A 16,544-nucleotide genomic window follows, 5' to 3' on the forward strand; every position below is an offset into this window, starting at 1 on the left:
TGGTTTGTGCTTTTTACGCTCCCATAACTTACGATTCAGACAAAATAAGAAAAAATTCTTATCTATATACAAAATGTTATTAGTGAAAGGGGGGAGAACAGGAGTGATGTGCGCGAACGTTGAGAAACGCTACGTGATTACCCTCATGACATGTACCATACGTCAATAAAGTTAATGGCTGGGGACAAGCATGCTGCGTGATAATTTTAACGATCTTTATTATCTCATTATCGTCGCCCGCGAGCGGAGTTTTACGCGGGCTGCGGCAAAGCTCGGGGTCTCGCAGTCAGCGTTAAGCCATGCGATACGTGGACTCGAAGAGCGGCTGGATGTCCGACTCCTGACCCGTACCACGCGCAGCGTCGCGCCGACTGAAGCCGGAGAACGGCTTATCAACAGTATCAGTCCGCGTTTTGATGACATTGAAACGGAGCTGCTGGCATTAACCGACATCCGTCAGCGGGTGGCGGGTAACATTCGCCTTACCTTGGGTGAACATGCGTTGCAATCGACCGTCTGGCCCGCGCTGGCGCCTTTTTTGCAGGCTTATCCTGAAGTGAAAGTGGAAATGACCCTCGACAACAGCCTGACGGATATTGTGGCTGGCCGTTATGACGCGGGTATTCGTCTCGGCGAGCAGGTGGCAAAAGATATGGTTGCTGTCAGAATTGGTCCGGACTGGCGCATGGTGGTGGTCGGTTCACCCGCTTATTTTGCCCGCCATGGTAAACCACTCACCCCACACGATCTGCAAAACCATAACTGCATCAACATGCGCATGCCGACGTTGGGCGGGCTGTATGCCTGGGAATTTAGCAAAGGCGGACAAGATTTGCGCGTGCGGGTTGAAGGGCAGCTTATTTTTAACAATCTCCCCCCGCGGATTAGCGCAGCGATTGCCGGGATGGGGCTGGCATTTGTGCCGGAAGACACTGTCGAACAGGCGGTGGCTGACGGTGCGCTGGAAAAAGTGCTGGAGGACTGGTGCGAACCCTTCCAGGGCTATTATATGTACTACCCCAGCCGCAGGCAGCACACCGCCGCCTTTGCCAAATTGATTGAGGCTTTACGGTATACGGGCTGAAACGGAAAGGGGTAACAGGCGATAAAAAAACCGGCATTGCGCCGGTTCGGAAATCAGATTTTGCAGGCGTCGCCGCAGTCATTATCAGCAATAATTTCCTGCGCTTTCTTATCTGCATCTTCCAGACGTTCAGCATTACGCTCTTGCGCTTCTTCCAGTCCATCAAAGACCAGATTATCGAGATCAATTTCCATCATTCACCTGCTCAGGTTCAGCGTTTAACATCACACTATTATATTGCAAAAATGTTGCTTAACAGCAGCGATTATTGCTACTTAGCCCCAAACTTAAATCAGATGCGCATGTTTTTCCGCCAGCGTAGCCCACGGTTGGCGGCTGCGAAGATCCATTGGTCATAAATACTGCTAAATGCCAGCGCTTTCTACCGTTTTGCTCTCACTTTTTCATTAACGTGACATGCGATCATTTTTAACAACTCTGCGACAAAATCACTATACATATAACTTAATATCTTTTATACATTAATTGTTCAACCCTGCGACTATTCCACAAAAGAGAAAGATATATGGAACAGACACCTGATAAGAAAAACGATAATTTTCAGAAAGATGGCAAAGAACAGTTCAATCGCTCAATCGGTTTAATTTCTAATTTCGCGTTGGGGTTTACCTACCTTTCGCCGCTCACTGCCGTCTATTCGCTGTTTGCGCTGGCCGTAACGCTGGCGGGGCCGCCCGCAGTATGGTGGATTTTAATCGTCGCATGTGGCCAGCTTTTAGTGGCGTTGGTATTTGGCGAGGTCGCTTCCCAGTATCCGATAACCGGTGGACTGTATCCCTGGGCGAGAAGATTATGGGGCAAGAAATATGCCTGGATTGCCGCCTGGATTTACCTGTGGGCGCTGGTGGTCACCATTACGTCAATTGCGGAATATACCTCGACGTTTGTTGAGTCGCTGTTCCACTATGGTCAAACGCCTGCCACCATGTTGCTGACGTCTGTCCTGCTACTGCTGTTGATGATGGCTGTTAACATGTCCGGGACCAAAAACCTGGCCAGAGTCGCCAAAATTGGCTTCTGGTGTGAAATTGTCAGCGTGATTGCGCTGGGAATTTACCTGCTGATCTTTCACCGTTCTCAGCCTTTCTCCGTCATCTTCGACTCGATGGGCGTGCTTGCTCAGGACGGAAGCTACTCCACCGCGTTTATGTCCGCCGCGCTAATGGGGCTGTTTATGTTCTTTGGCTTTGAAGCCTGCGGTAACGTAGCGGAAGAGGTGCAGAACCCGAGCAAAAAGATCCCGGTCGCGATGATTTTAAGCATCGTATTTGGCGCGATTTCCGCCATCATTTCCGTGATGGGTTATCTGCTGGCTTCACCGAATCTGGTCAGTATCGTGAATGGTAAAACGTCCGATCCAATCCCCGCCATTCTCAATGAAGCCCTGGGAGAAACCGGCGCAACTATCTTTATCATCGTCGCGATTGTGGCGATGTTGTCGTGCATTTTGTCTCTACAGGCTGCGTTAAGCCGTCTTATTTTTTCGTTCTCTCGCGACAGAATGCTGCCGGGAAGTGAATGGATGTCCAAAATCTCGAAAAACGGCGTTCCGGATAATGCGATGGTCGTCAGTTGCTTGCTGCCGGTGATCATCTGTGTTTGGGTCTATTTCCAGCCAGACAACCTGTCGCGTATTACCGCGTTTGCCGTAATCGGTATTTATATCTCGTTCCAGATGGTCGTACTTGCTGCGTTACGTCAGCGTCTGAAGGGCTGGAAACCGGCCGGGGAGTGGACCATTGGCGGTTGGGGCGTGATTGTAAACGTACTGGCCTTAGCCTATGGATTATGCGGGATCTGGTTGCTGGCCCAACCAGCAGACAGCAGCGATTTCATTGATCGTTGGACAGTGCTGTTCGGCCTGGCGATTGTCGTTGGATCGGGGCTTATCTATATGTTCCTGACCCGACCGTTTGGGCGCTCTGCGGCGCCGGAAAACGACGCCATTGCTTACGCCAATAAGCTCAATATGGGGCAGGACAACTAAAACAAGGGCCTTCGGGCCCTTAGTTTTGATAGTGATAAAGGATAAAGTAGTCGCTCTGATATACCACGGTGCTGTTGGCGGGCGACAGTAACTCACCCACGCGAAAGCGCGGCCAGCTGGAGAAGATAATCCTGTTTTCCAGATTGGTCAGTATGACATAGTCAGGATGAGCGCAGGAGAGCAGTTCGGCTTCGATTTGGCTGACCAGCAGATCGACGGCGGCGACGCCAAGAAACTGATCGTTGTAGTAGACCGGCACTGCCGAAGTCAGGGTATAGGAGATATTGCAGATATAATCGACGTACGGGCCGTGGATATAAGCTTTGCCTGCCGGTGGCGAATGTTTAAACCACTCGAAGGTTCTGAAATCCAGTCGTTGCTGCGTGGCCTGATCCAAATCGAGGTGCGCCTGGCTCAAACCATTATCTTTCTTATACCACCACTCCAAAAGCCAATACTCTTTGGTGGTGGCGGTGCTCTCTATATGGCTGGCAAATCCGGCTCCAGAGCAGTAATGGTTGTCATTGAGCGTACGCTTAATATGCTGTTGAACGGTGGATCGCACCGAGGGATCGAGGACAACCTCGGCTGAAGCTTTCTGTATCCCGGCAATCGCCTCATGGATGCTCCTCGCCAGCGCCACGGTAGAATCTACCGTAGAGACAGTAATATCATCAATTTTACGGATTAATGCGCTTAAAGATGTCGAAGAGCTCATTGTCTGTCCTGCCTTCACGGATTGTCAGTTCGAGTTATATTTCAGCTTTTTTTCGATAAGGTAATAGGTAAAGGTGTCGATGATCCGCGTGGCAAGCTGTACTGATTCCGCCTCGTTGTGGGCGGCCAGCGCATCGGCCAGCGCTGAATAAAGCGCGATAATTTCGGCATGAATGCTGTCCGTGCGATAGAGGATCGCCACCAGCGATGCCCATTCAGCTTGCACCTGAAGCTCCTGGTTCGCCAGCCGTGCCGAATGTGAACTGGCGGCTATTGCCAGCAGGCATCGCATATCGGCCTGGGTCATCAGCTCAGGTGATTTTGCCTGTCTGAGCACCTCAACAAACTCGCGAAATTTGGCGATATCCGCGCCGGTCATTCGTCTGGAAGCAAGTCTTGCGCTATGGCTAATGATGGCGCAATGCATTTCCCCCAGATCCGAAAGATAATCGGTACTGATCGCTTTGAACGGATGCAGGGGGCTATTTTTGCCATCGATATTTTCGCAAACGAAGCTGCCACCATTACGGCCACGAACAGTATGGATAAGATTATTAGCCCGAAGCGTGTTTAGCGCTTCTCTGATAGTGATATGTGAGACACCCATCATCTTTGCCAAATCAGTTTCGTTGGGAAGCTGTTCTTTCGGCTCCAACAATCCCGTGATAATGGCATTTGAAAGGCGTTGCACTATCTGGTCTGAACGACTGACCTGCCCGATAGGCGCAAATATGACCGCGTGAGTAATCATAATCTTTTCTGCACTCAATTCCCTGAAACAACGACCCTTTCTAACACATGCCTGCTGGGCAAGGAAGGTAAGAATGGCCGCGTTATTTTACATGCCCATGCGCAAAAGCTGCCGCACAGACGGATGTGTGTCCCAATAACCATTGGAGCTGCGCGCGCCGCGTCAGCTAACAATGACAAGCCTTTCTCTGAATAATGTAAAGAACAAGTTAAAAATGAGAGGCTTATCATAGTGTCAATGTTGCGTATTTGAAAAGTTTTTACAATATATATATTACATAAGATTCTTTATGTATTAACGGGTGGAGACAGACATGAAAACCCTGAAGCATTTTATTAATGGGCAATATGTAGCAGGCGGCAGCGAAGAGACCTTCGAACTGGTGAGTCCGGTCGACGGTGAAACGTACGCATTATCTCCTAATGCCAGCGCGGCAGAGGTGGAGCAGGCTTACTCTGCTGCTGAAGCGGCGTTTAGCATCTGGAGAAAATCGACACCGGCCCAGCGACAAATAGCGTTATTGCGCCTGGCGGACGAAATAGAACGCAACGTGGAGCGACTGGTCAATGCCCAGAGCCAGGAGACGGGCCAGCTTCGCCATTTTATTGAGAAGGAAGAGATCGCGGCATCCTGCGATGCCATCCGTTTTTTTGCCGGGGCTGCGCGTTGTCTTGAAGGCAAGGCAGCAGGCGAATATTCCGCTGGATTTACCTCGACTATTCGCCGGGAACCGCTGGGTATTGTCGGGCAAGTTACGCCGTGGAATTACCCGTTTATGATGGCGGTATGGAAGATTGCGCCGGCACTGGCGGCGGGTAACACGGTAGTGTTAAAGCCAAGCGACACCACGCCGGTCAGTACGCTGCTGTTGGCGGAACTGGCGGCACCCTTGTTCCCGAGAGGGGCGTTTAACGTGGTTTTAGGCAAAGCCAGTACCGGTTCTCTGGTGGTCTCAAACCCGAAAGCCTCACTGGTTTCGATTACCGGTTCGGTCCGTGCAGGTCTGCAGGTTGCGGCCTCGGCAGCGGCGAACCTGACCCGGGCGCATCTGGAATTGGGCGGGAAGGCGCCCGCGGTGGTATTTGCTGATGCGGATATGGACAAGGCGATTGCGGCGATTGTCACGGCTGGCTTTTTCAATGCCGGGCAGGACTGCACGGCGGCCACGCGTATTCTGGTCGAACAGTCCATCTACGCTGAATTCCTGGAAAAACTGGTACAAAAAACAAAGAGTATTAAATTTGGGCCGCCAGAAGACCAGGATGCGCTGTATGGTGCATTGAATAGCCGGAATCAACTGGAACAAGTGAAAGGCTTTATTGAGCGTTTACCGGCGCATGCAAAAATTGAGACCGGCGGGCGCGCCGGATCTGGCCCTGGCTTCTATTTTGAGCCGACGATCGTCTCTGGTCTGCAACAGCACGATGAAGCTATCCAGCATGAAGTATTTGGTCCAGTAATGACTATTCAGTCGTTTTCTGGCGATGAAGATGCATTACTTAAGGCCAATGATGTGGAATATGGTCTGGCGGCGAGTGTCTGGACCAGCAATCACAGCCGCGCGCAGCGCTTTTGCATTGACCTCGATTTTGGCACGGTATGGATTAACAGCCATATTCCCCTGTGCGCCGAAATGCCGCATGGCGGCTTCAAAAAATCAGGTTATGGCAAAGATCTCTCATCTTATTCACTCGAGGAATACACACGGGTGAAACATATCATGTGCGACATTTCTGAATAGAGAGGGTAGTGATGAAAACATTAAAAGTGGCGGTGCTTTCATTGGTGATGCTCTCGGGCTATAGCCTGGCAGAAAGTACCTCGCTGAATACCGTGAACGAGTATATGGCGGCGTGGAATGCGCATGATGCTTCGCGAGCGGCTCAATATCTTGCAGATGATGCAGTCTATTATGATGCCGCCGCGGGAGAACCGATTACCGGCCGGGAAAAAGCAGAAAAAGAAGTTATTGGGGCCTTTATTAAGGCGGTCCCGGATCTGACCTGGAAAATGATCGGTAAACCCGTTTATGACGAGGATACCGTGGCTTTTCGTTGGCAGTTCTCAGGAAAAAATAGTGGTGAATGGGCAGGGAGCCCACCGACAAATAATCTGATAAGATTTGAAGGTGTTAGCTATATTCATGTTAAAGCAGGAAAAATCACCTGGCAGGGTGATTATTATGATTCTAAGAAACTGGATGAAGAATTAAAGCCAGTGAAATAGATGGCGATCCCCTTTTTGCTGAGAAGGGGATGCCTCTTATTTGTGTCGTGTTAAGGGCAGTGTAGCAATAAGGAAAAAGTTAATGGCAATTACCAGACGTGATTTTCTCAACGGCGTCGCGGTGACCGTTGCGGCGGGGCTTACCCCGCTGGAATGGGTCAGGGCGGCAGGGAAGGAAAACGCATTTATAGATGGAAGTTATTATCCGCCTGCGCTGACGGGGTTGCGGGGCAATCATCCTGGATCGTTTGAAATGGCGCATGCCGTGGGCCGTGAGCATAAACATTTTGATTTAAACACCTTGCCTATTGAGGAAGAGTACGATCTGGTGATTGTGGGCGGCGGTATTAGCGGCCTGGCTGCCGGTTGTTTCTGGCGTCAACTTGCCGGACAAAATAGCCGGATTTTGATCCTCGATAATCATGACGATTTTGGAGGACATGCCAAACGGAATGAGTTTACCAGCTCGGGCAAGAAACTACTCGGCTATGGCGGCAGCGAAGCATTCCAGTCGCCGGCGCATAATTTCAGTCCCGAAGTGCAAAAGCTGATGGAAACCGTGGGCGTCAGCGTCACGCGGTTGAAAGAGAGTTTTGACGTAAACTTCTATCCCGACTGGCAGCTCAGTCGCGGCGTTTTCTTCGATAAAAAGAATTTTGGCGAAACAAAAATCGTCAGCGGCGATCCGGGACGGGCGGTATCTGATGATATTCCGCCGGACAGACTGAATGGACGCAAGATCGAAGACTTTATCAATGATTTTCCGCTAAGCGAGAACGACAGAAAAGCGTTAACCGATCTGCATGTACGTCCTGCGGACTACCTTCCGGGTATGACGATTGATGAGAAAACTGAATGGCTGGATACTCACAGCTACAGTGAGTTTCTGGCGACAAAAGTCGGTTTGAGCAAAATGGCGCTGCTCTATTTTCAGCAGCGTTCTAACGACTTCTTTGCCATTGGCATTGAAGGGATTTCCTGTAGCGATGCCCGGGCGTGCGCCTTACCGGGTATGGAAGCGCTGGGATTACCCCCGCTGGACGGAGAGTCGCTGGCCGACCTCGAAGAGCCGTATGTTTACCATTTTCCGGATGGAAATGCCGGTCTTGCCCGACTGTTGGTCAGGTATATGCTGCCGGATGCGCTACCGGGTACCACCATGGAGGACTCGGTCCTCGCCAGACTGCATTATGAAAAACTGGATCTGCCGGAAAACACCACGCGTCTACGCCTGAACAGCACGGTGATTAACGCCGCCAACGTACCGGATGGCGTGGTTGTCAGCTATCTGCGCGACGGAAAAATGCATCGCGTTCGTGGTAAGAACACTATTATGGCGGGTTATAACATGCTGATTCCGTATCTGGTGCCAGAGATGCCGGAACAGCAGCAGGCGGATCTCAAACTGAACGTGAAAGCGCCGCTGGTATACACCAACGTGGTGGTTAAAAACTGGCAGGCATTTAAACAGCTTGGCGTGCATGAATTTTACTCTCCGGCAGCACCTTACAGCCGGGTTAAGCTCGACTATCCGGTCAGTATCGGCGGGTATCAACACCCAGCCTCACCGGACGATCCGATGGTGATTCATATGGTCTACGTCCCCACGTATCCTGGCAGTAACCTCTCGGCCAGAGAGCAGTTCCGTCTGGGGCGGGCCTATTTGCTGGGAACGACATTTGCGGCGCATGAAGAGATGATTCGCGCCCAGTTGCAGGAGATGTTTGGCGCAACAGGCTTTGATAATCAACGCGATATTGCCGCCATTACGGTTAACCGCTGGGCGCATGGCTATGCCTATTACCCTAACTCGTTGTTCGACGACATGGACAAAATGCCCGAGATTATCGAGCGGGCGCGCAAGCCAGTTGGTCGTATTGCCATTGCTAACTCCGATTCTGACTGGGGGGCTTATGCTCATACGGCGATCGATCAGGCATGGCGAGCGGTTAATGAACTCAAGGAGATGGGGTGATCTATGCGTAATGTAACCGTTCTTGCTGCCTGTTTATTTACCGCCACGGTTTCTGCGGCTGAAACGCATGGCGAATACATCGCGAGGATTTCTGACTGCGTAGCCTGTCACACGACGGAAGGTGGCGCGGCGATGGCAGGGGGTAAAAAGTTTCCCACTCCGCTTGGGGATATTTATTCGACCAATATAACTCCAGATAAGACACAGGGGATTGGTAGCTACGCATACGAGGATTTTGAAAAGGCGGTACGTCAGGGGATTGCCAAAGATGGTCATCCGCTCTATCCGGCCATGCCTTATCCCTCTTACGCGAAGCTTTCTGACGAGGATGTTCAGGCGCTGTACCGCTATTTTATGCATGACGTCACGCCGTCGGCACAACCCAATAAAGAGAATGCCATTCCGTGGCTACTCTCCGCCCGCTGGCCGCTGCATATCTGGAACTGGTTGTTTACCGACGCGCCAGAGACGGCTGTTGCGAGCGCGAAAACGGATGAAAACGCGGTCCTGCTAAAACGAGGCGCTTATCTGGTGGAAGGCCCGGGCCACTGCGGTTCATGCCATACACCGAGAGGTGTGGCGATGAACGAAAAAGCGTACAGCAATGCCGATCCCGAGTATCTGAGCGGCGCGATGATCGACGGCTGGTATGCGCCGTCGCTGCGGGGCACCGGAATGTCGGAGTCGGAGTTAAAATCGCTGTTGCTGACCGGTAAAAGTAAACATGCCGCGGTTTCTGGTTCGATGGCTGAAGTCGTTACGCAAAGTACACAGTATCTGACGGACGAAGATGCCACGGCAATCGCACAATATCTGCTGAGCCTGAAAAGTACGAAGCCTGAAGCGGGGCGTACCGCAGGGACTACGACATCCTGGTCGAATTCAGCCGAGGCGGGCAAAGTGACCTATAACCGCTACTGCTCAACGTGTCACGGTCTGGAAGGCAAAGGTACGGATGATAATGCACCTTCGTTGATCCGCAATCCGCTGGTGATGGTGGATGACCCGACGCCACTGTACAGAGTGATTGCCTATGGCGCAGAAACCCCGACAACGCAGGGCAGCGTCTCCTTTAAGATGCCAGCCTACGGCGGCATGTTAACCGACAGCGAAATGCGTGACGTAATTAACTACGTGCGTAAAAGTTGGGGGGAAGGGAATGGTGAAGTAAGCCAGGAGGATTTGGCTGGCGTTAAAAAAGCGTCACATTAAACAGCATGCCGGAGAGGTGCGAGCACCGCTATCCGGCAGTGCTTATACGGCGTTTTCCCTGATAATCGTCGCGAGTCGGGTAAACGCCGCCGCCATTTCATGTTCTTCAATACTGGCAAACCCCAACAGCAGGCCGCTGCATTTCTCTTCATTCACGTAGTAACGAGACAGCGGACGCACCAGCAGATCTTGCGCATTCGCTTGCCGGGCTATGGCGACGTCATCACTTCCGGCGGGTAGCTGTAAAATCATATGCAGCCCGGCGTTGCTGCTGAAGGAGCCAAGATATTGCTCACCAAGTTGGCGGGTAATCAGTTCCACCAGCATCTGGCGACGACGACTGTACAACTGGCGCATTTTTCGAATATGCGCCGCGTAGTATCCCTCGCGGATAAACTCCGCCAGCGCGGCCTGAATCAACAAATGTCCGCCGCGATAGAGGTCGTTATGAACCTTTTTAAGCGGCGCGGCTAGCGGTTTGGGCAGTACCACATACCCGAGTCGCAGTGCGGGATAAAGGGTCTTACTGAATGTTCCGATGTAGATAACCGGCGTCTCTTCCTCCAGTCCCTGTAATGACGGAATAGGCTGCCCGGAAAAGCGAAACTCGCTATCGTAATCATCTTCTATTATCCAGCTTCGCGTTTCACGGGCGCGCAAGAGAAGCTGTTGCCGACGGCTCAGACTCATTACCGAACCGAGCGGATACTGATGTGACGGTGTCACAAAAATCAGCTTCGGTGCGGGTTCTGTTGGGCCTGGCGGAATCATACCTTGCTCATCAACCGGGATTGCCGAAAAGTGAACCGCGTTGATGCGTAGAATGTTTTTTATCCCCCAATAGCCTGGCTCTTCAATCCAGGCACTGTCACCCGGATTGCACAACGCACGCGTTACCAGATCCAACGCCTGGTGAATACCTTCAGTAATCAGAATTTGATCAGGCGAACAACGTACACCCCGGGCGGTGCGCAGATAGTCTGCCAGCGCTTCTTTCAATTCACTCACCCCGCCTGCGGCATCGTAAGTGAGAAACGCCGGGCGTAGTCGCCTTGCCAGCCGATCCTGGATTTTTTTGAGCACCCGGTGAGGAAAATGCTGAACATCAGGCACGCCAGGAATAAAGGCTCCCCATTGCCGGGGACTGGCGCTGGCATGCCCCAGCAGTTCAAGGCAGCGGGCAGATAAGCGGGTGTGATCCTCAAGCGCAACAGCCACTGGCTCTTTGTTGGGGCGGAGGTCGAGATTGTCGAGCACGCTGTCGCTAACAAAGGTGCCGCTGCTGGTGCGCGCAGAGATATAGCCTTCGGCCTGCAACTGCTCGTAAACCCGCAAGACGGTGTTTCGCGATAACGTCAGTTCGCCCGCCAGATCCCGCGAGGGAGGCATGCGGGTAGCCGGTTTCAGGCTGCCCTCAAGGATGCAACTACAGATGGCGGCATACAGGCGACGATGTAATTTTTCATCTGTCTGCTGGCTAAATGCTTGCTTGATCACATCTCCGGCAAGTGAACGCATTTGGATCCTTAAAATAAAACGATTTGGCTCTCGATTAAAGTACCAGATGGCGACTAAATTTGAAGGGTAATTCAACTGAAATGTATTTATGGACAAGGTGTAGAGAATGAACAATAAAAACCTGCAACAACGTCGTCTGGATGCCACCCCGCGTGGCGTGGGTGTCATGTGTGATTTTTACGCCCAGTCGGCAGAAAACAGCACGATTACCGATATTGAGGGTAATCAGTATATTGATTTTGCCGCCGGGATTGCCGTGCTGAACACCGGGCACCGTCATCCTCGTCTGGTGCAGGCAGTCGAAGCCCAACTGCAGGCTTTTACCCACACGGCTTATCAGATTGTACCGTACGAAAGCTATGTGTCTCTGGCTGAGAAAATCAACGCCGTTGCGCCGATTGACGGTAAACGCAAAACCACATTCTTCACTACTGGCGCAGAAGCCGTGGAAAATGCGGTGAAAATCGCCCGCGCGCATACCGGTCGTCCCGGTGTTATCGCTTTTGGCGGCGGTTTTCATGGACGTACCTACATGACGATGGCGCTGACCGGCAAAGTAGCGCCCTATAAAAAAGGGTTCGGCCCGTTCCCGGGTTCCGTTTACCATGCGCCATATCCTTCTGAGTTGCAGGGTGTCTCCACGGCGGATTCGCTAAAAGCGATTGAACGCCTGTTTAAAGCCGACATCGATCCAACTCAGGTTGCGGCGATTATCTTCGAACCGGTCCAGGGCGAAGGCGGTTTCGTGGTGGCGCCGTCGGAGTTTGTTGCCGGGATCCGCCGTATCTGTGATGAGCATGGCATCGTGATGATTGCCGATGAGGTGCAAAGTGGTTTTGCGCGTACGGGGAAACTGTTTGCGATGGATCACTACGCCGACAAAGCGGACCTGATGACGATGGCAAAAAGCCTGGCGGGTGGGATGCCGCTGTCTGGCGTGGTAGGCAAGGCAGAAATTATGGATGCGCCTGCGCCGGGTGGTCTGGGTGGTACCTATGCCGGCAACCCGTTGTCGATTGCGGCGGCGCATGCGGTACTGGATATTATTCGTGATGAGCAGTTGTGCCAACGAGCAGCGGCTCTCGGCGAACAACTGCGCGCCACCCTGACTGACGCGCAAGGATGGTGCCCTGAGCTGGCCGAAGTGCGCGGCTTAGGCTCAATGGTTGCTGCTGAATTTTGCGATGCAGCGACGGGGGAGCCCAGCGCTGCCGTCGCGCATCGCGTGCAGAAGAAAGCCCTTGAGCAGGGATTGCTGTTGTTAACCTGTGGCCAGTACGGCAACGTTATTCGTTTCCTTTACCCGCTGACAATTCCGCAGGATCAGTTTGCGAAAGCGCTCGATATCATTAAAGCTGCGACGAAATAGTTTAGCCACTCACTATCAACCAAAGCCGACGGTGGTCATTGCCGTCGGCTTTATTTTTGCCAGCATAAATTGATCTTCCTCGTGTACCGCGTGGTAATCATCGGGAATGGGTTGCCAGTCACTTCGTTATGTAATTTAATATATACCGCTTTTACTTCTCATCCAGATGGTACCCCATGTTAACTCTCCGTTCTTTTGTGCTGGTTTGCGCCAGCTTCCTGGTGGCGTTCTCTGCGCAGGCCGAGCGTACGATTACCGATCAGCTTGGTCGTCAGATCACGATTCCAGACCATGTCGACAAAGTGGTTGTGCTGCAACACCAGACGCTGAATATTCTGGTGCAACTCAACGCCCAGCAAGACATTGTTGGTGTAATGTCGAGCTGGAAAAAACAACTCGGGCCTGAATTCGCGCGTTTTATGCCGAAGATAACGACATTGCCGACGCCGGGCGATCTCACCAGCGTGAATATCGAGAGCCTGCTGGCGATTCACCCACAGGTCGTCTTTGTTGCCAACTATGCGCCTGCGGAGATGATTCAGCAGATTCAGAACGCCGGTATTCCGGTGGTCGCTATCTCATTGCGTCAGGATGCTGATGGTCAGCAGAATAAAATGAATCCGACTATGGCCGATGAAGAGCAGGTCTACAACGAAGGGTTAAAACAGGGGATTCGCCTGATTGCGGATGTTGTGGGGCGCAAAGCGCAGGCAGAAACGTTGATCGATTACGTTTTTGCGGCGCGGGCAAAGTTCAACGCGCCAGTTGCCAACATTCCTGATGCGCAAAAGGTGCGTATTTATATGGCTAACCCTGATCTGATGACTTACGGCTCCGGGAAGTATACGGGACTGATGATGCAGCATGCGGGGGGATTAAACGTGGCGGCGGCCAGTGTGAAAGGCGCCCGTCAGGTCGCGCTTGAGCAGGTATTAGCGTGGAATCCGCAGGTAATTTTTGTTCAGGACCGTTACCCGCAGGTGGTGACTGAGATCCAAAACGATCCCAACTGGCAGGGGATTGATGCGGTGAAAAATCATCGCATCTGGCTGATGCCGGAATACGCCAAAGCCTGGGGGTATCCGATGCCGGAAGCCTTGGCGATAGGTGAACTGTGGATGGCCAAAAAACTGTATCCGGACGCCTATAAAGACGTGGATGTCGATGCGCAGGCGCAAGACTACTATCAGCGTTTTTATCGTGTGAACTGGCAGTCTGATGCAGCTAAGTAACCGCATTTTACCCCAGCAGCCGCTGCTAATGGCGGCGGTCTTATTACTGGGCGTCAGCTCGCTGTGCCTCGGACAATATCCGCTGTCGTTAAGCGAGGTATTTTACCATCTGACGCACTATAGCGACGCCGAAGGGATTGCCAGCCAGATTGTCTGGACGGTCAGGTTACCACGTATTCTGATCGCGTTGCTGGCGGGGGGCGCGTTAGGTTTATGCGGCGCGACGCTGCAAGGGGTATTTCATAATCCACTGGTCGACCCGCATATTATCGGCGTGACGTCGGGGGCTGCCTTTGGCGGTACGCTGGCTATTCTGCTCGGCCTGTCGCCGTGGCTGATGATGGGCTCAACGTTTTTCTTCGGTCTGACGGCGCTGATTCTGGTGTATGCCATCGCTACATTGCAGGGGCTGGAGAATACGCTGGTGCTGATCCTGTCGGGTATCATTCTGAGCGGTTTCTTTGCCGCACTGGTGAGTCTGATTCAGTATCAGGCGGATACCGAAGAGACGTTACCGAACATTGTGTTCTGGCTGCTGGGGAGTTTTGCGACGGCCAACTGGCATAAAGTTCTGCTGTTGGCGATTCCGGTGGGTATCGCCGCGACGGTTTTGTATCAGTTACGCTGGCGGATAAATCTGCTATCGCTCAATGATAAAGATGCCAGAGCGCTGGGCGTGGCGGTGGTTCCTCTGCGACGCAGCGTGCTGGTGTGCTGCGCTTTTTTAGTCGCCGCTCAGGTGGCGGTAAGCGGCAGTATTGCCTGGGTCGGTCTGGTTATTCCGCATCTGGCACGTTTGCTGGTGGGTGTCGATCATCGTCGGTTGCTCCCTTGTGCCTTCTGGCTGGGGGGCGGTTTTATGATTGTGGTGGATGATATTGCGCGCACCCTGATGCCTGCGGAGATCCCGCTGGGGATCATCACTGCATTATTTGGCGCGCCGCTGTTTGCTTTTTTACTCATCCGCAACAGCCGTCGGAGGAAACAATGAAATCTGTCGCACTGCGCGTGAATCGGCTGACTTACGGGTATCGCGCACCGCTATTTGAGCCGCTTACGTTCAGTTGCCGGAAAGGTGAGGTCTGGGCGGTGCTGGGACGTAACGGTCTGGGTAAAAGTACGCTGCTCGATACGCTAACCGGCACGCTGCCTGCTTTGGGCGGCAGTATTGAGAATGCCGGTGGAATTGGGATTGTGGCGCAACATTGTCATCTGCCGTTTCCCTATACGGTCAGCGATGTGGTACTGATGGGGCGGGCACAACACGTGAAGTTATTTGCGCAGCCCAGCCAGCAGGATCAAAAAAGGGCAGCGCAGGCGCTGGAGCAACTTAATATCGCACATCTTGGGGCCTGCTCGTTTGGTTCACTCTCTGGCGGGCAACAACAGTTAGTGATGATAGCCAGGGCATTGGTCACGGAATGCCAGACGTTATTGCTTGATGAACCATGTTCCGCGCTGGATCTCGCTAATCAGCAGGTGGTGCTGCAGCTCATCAGCGATCTGGCTCGCCAACAAGGCTGCAGCGTGCTGTTTTCAACCCACGATCCGCTGCATGCGCTACAGATAGCCACGCATACGCTGCTGCTGCTTCCTGAAGGAAAATGGCGGGCAGGGCCGACGGACAGCATCGTGACGGAAGATAATCTGTCCCAGGCCTATGGATTACCGCTGCGAAAAGTGAACGTTGACCATTACCAGACGCCGTTTATTGCGCCGCTGTTTTCTATTCGTCGGTAAGTGGTATAAAACCGGCGGCGATCAGAAATTCCTGACCGCCGTTGCCGAGCATAAACTCAACCAGCGCCAGCGCATCTTTGGATGCCTCCAGCAGCGCCAACTGGTATTCACATTGAATGTTATATTCAGCCGGAATCGCTACATAACGAACGTTGGGTAGTGTGCGGAGCGTTTTTGCATAATGCGCGTAGCCGATAAACAGATCGGCCAGTCCCTGACGCAGGACCCAGGCGCTGGCCAGTTCTCCCTGCGGGATCCTCACGGTGTCTCGACCACCAACCAGGGGAATGGCCCTTTCGCGAAGCTGCTGCCCAAGGCCCCTCTCCAGCGCATCCATCTTGTCAAAAAATGCCCAGGTATAATCCCCGGAAGGGTCACAGCCGGGCGTAGAGGTACCAATTCGCAGGGTAGGGTTTCGCAGCAAATCCAGCCATTCACCGGTCCGGTTGGTAACCAGACCCAGTTGGTTCCAGCAAAAGGTGTGCGTTGAGAGAGCTTTATGCTGAGCCAGAAGGCGCTGCGGATGCTCCTGACTGGCCGAAGCAAACAGCGCACAGGGTTCGCCTGCTTCAATCCGCTCGCGCAGTAAACCGGCTGGACCATATTCCACTTTCACATCTATTCCACTTATGTGCGTGAAATGGGTTATCAGCGGAGTCAGTGCCGGACGTAAACTGCCGGCTGCAAGCAGAGTGATGGAAGAAGACATCGC

15 protein-coding genes are annotated in these 16,544 nt (G+C 52.7%); 10 read left to right on the top strand and 5 right to left on the bottom strand.

Annotated features, from left to right (window positions below; all coding sequences use genetic code 11):
- Positions 1-190 precede the first annotated feature (190 nt).
- The gene (locus tag FOB24_RS12410) at positions 191-1,084 is read left to right on the top strand and encodes a LysR family transcriptional regulator (RefSeq protein ID WP_087856327.1); all 894 of its coding nucleotides are present in this window, start codon (positions 191-193) and stop codon (positions 1,082-1,084) included.
- Between the two features lie 53 nt (positions 1,085-1,137).
- Here FOB24_RS12410 and FOB24_RS12415 read toward each other — a convergent pair whose 3' ends face one another.
- A complete protein-coding gene (locus FOB24_RS12415) occupies positions 1,138-1,278 on the bottom strand; it encodes a hypothetical protein (protein WP_003832695.1) in 141 nt (46 codons plus the stop codon).
- Positions 1,279-1,610: 332 nt separating this feature from the next.
- Between FOB24_RS12415 and FOB24_RS12420 the strand changes: the two genes are divergently transcribed.
- The gene (locus FOB24_RS12420; protein ID WP_042308718.1) at positions 1,611-3,092 is read left to right on the top strand and encodes an APC family permease; all 1,482 of its coding nucleotides are present in this window, start codon (positions 1,611-1,613) and stop codon (positions 3,090-3,092) included.
- Positions 3,093-3,111: 19 nt separating this feature from the next.
- Here FOB24_RS12420 and FOB24_RS12425 read toward each other — a convergent pair whose 3' ends face one another.
- Together FOB24_RS12425 and FOB24_RS12430 are read right to left on the bottom strand one after the other, a co-directional pair.
- Positions 3,112-3,810, bottom strand: a complete 699-nt coding sequence (locus tag FOB24_RS12425; RefSeq protein WP_038640317.1) for a cache domain-containing protein — start codon at positions 3,808-3,810, stop codon at positions 3,112-3,114.
- Positions 3,811-3,834: 24 nt separating this feature from the next.
- Positions 3,835-4,560, bottom strand: coding sequence for a FadR/GntR family transcriptional regulator (locus tag FOB24_RS12430; RefSeq protein ID WP_038640319.1), 726 nt, complete (start codon positions 4,558-4,560; stop codon positions 3,835-3,837).
- Positions 4,561-4,873: 313 nt separating this feature from the next.
- Between FOB24_RS12430 and FOB24_RS12435 the strand changes: the two genes are divergently transcribed.
- From FOB24_RS12435 to FOB24_RS12450, 4 genes are all read left to right on the top strand, one after another.
- Positions 4,874-6,301 (top strand): gamma-aminobutyraldehyde dehydrogenase, encoded by a 1,428-nt coding sequence (locus FOB24_RS12435; RefSeq protein WP_085049426.1) that lies wholly within the window; start codon positions 4,874-4,876, stop codon positions 6,299-6,301.
- 11 nt (positions 6,302-6,312) lie between these two features.
- Complete coding sequence (locus FOB24_RS12440) at positions 6,313-6,786, top strand: ester cyclase (protein ID WP_038640326.1); 474 nt, start codon at positions 6,313-6,315, stop codon at positions 6,784-6,786.
- Between the two features lie 82 nt (positions 6,787-6,868).
- Positions 6,869-8,761 (top strand): flavin monoamine oxidase family protein, encoded by a 1,893-nt coding sequence (locus FOB24_RS12445; protein WP_121528991.1) that lies wholly within the window; start codon positions 6,869-6,871, stop codon positions 8,759-8,761.
- Between the two features lie 3 nt (positions 8,762-8,764).
- Positions 8,765-9,973, top strand: a complete 1,209-nt coding sequence (locus tag FOB24_RS12450; RefSeq protein ID WP_121528992.1) for a c-type cytochrome — start codon at positions 8,765-8,767, stop codon at positions 9,971-9,973.
- 42 nt (positions 9,974-10,015) lie between these two features.
- Here FOB24_RS12450 and pdxR read toward each other — a convergent pair whose 3' ends face one another.
- Positions 10,016-11,491 carry a MocR-like pyridoxine biosynthesis transcription factor PdxR gene (gene pdxR, locus FOB24_RS12455; protein ID WP_121528993.1) on the bottom strand — a complete coding sequence of 492 codons (1,476 nt, stop codon included), beginning with the start codon at positions 11,489-11,491 and terminating at the stop codon, positions 10,016-10,018.
- Between the two features lie 106 nt (positions 11,492-11,597).
- Here pdxR and puuE point away from each other — a divergent pair, with 106 nt between their 5' ends.
- The 4 genes from puuE to FOB24_RS12475 all read left to right on the top strand — a co-directional run bounded on the left by puuE (position 11,598) and on the right by FOB24_RS12475 (position 15,832).
- Positions 11,598-12,860 carry a 4-aminobutyrate transaminase gene (gene puuE / locus FOB24_RS12460; protein ID WP_121528994.1) on the top strand — a complete coding sequence of 421 codons (1,263 nt, stop codon included), beginning with the start codon at positions 11,598-11,600 and terminating at the stop codon, positions 12,858-12,860.
- Between the two features lie 176 nt (positions 12,861-13,036).
- Positions 13,037-14,092 carry an ABC transporter substrate-binding protein gene (locus FOB24_RS12465; protein ID WP_121528995.1) on the top strand — a complete coding sequence of 352 codons (1,056 nt, stop codon included), beginning with the start codon at positions 13,037-13,039 and terminating at the stop codon, positions 14,090-14,092.
- Complete coding sequence (locus tag FOB24_RS12470) at positions 14,079-15,083, top strand: FecCD family ABC transporter permease (RefSeq protein ID WP_121528996.1); 1,005 nt, start codon at positions 14,079-14,081, stop codon at positions 15,081-15,083. The genes FOB24_RS12465 and FOB24_RS12470 overlap by 14 nt, the downstream gene beginning before the upstream one ends.
- Entirely contained in the window at positions 15,080-15,832 is a 753-nt protein-coding gene (locus FOB24_RS12475; protein ID WP_079224361.1) for an ABC transporter ATP-binding protein, read from the top strand. Before FOB24_RS12470 ends, FOB24_RS12475 begins: the two co-directional genes overlap by 4 nt.
- On the opposite strand, the gene FOB24_RS12480 is transcribed toward FOB24_RS12475, so the two are convergent.
- Positions 15,819-16,541: a substrate-binding domain-containing protein gene (locus FOB24_RS12480; RefSeq protein ID WP_121528997.1), complete on the bottom strand. Its 723-nt coding sequence runs from the start codon at positions 16,539-16,541 to the stop codon at positions 15,819-15,821. The two genes, FOB24_RS12475 and FOB24_RS12480, sit on opposite strands and share 14 nt — an antisense overlap.
- Positions 16,542-16,544: the final 3 nt, after the last annotated feature.

Source organism: Citrobacter werkmanii (genome assembly GCF_008693645.1).
Classification (GTDB): Bacteria; Pseudomonadota; Gammaproteobacteria; order Enterobacterales; family Enterobacteriaceae; genus Citrobacter; species Citrobacter werkmanii.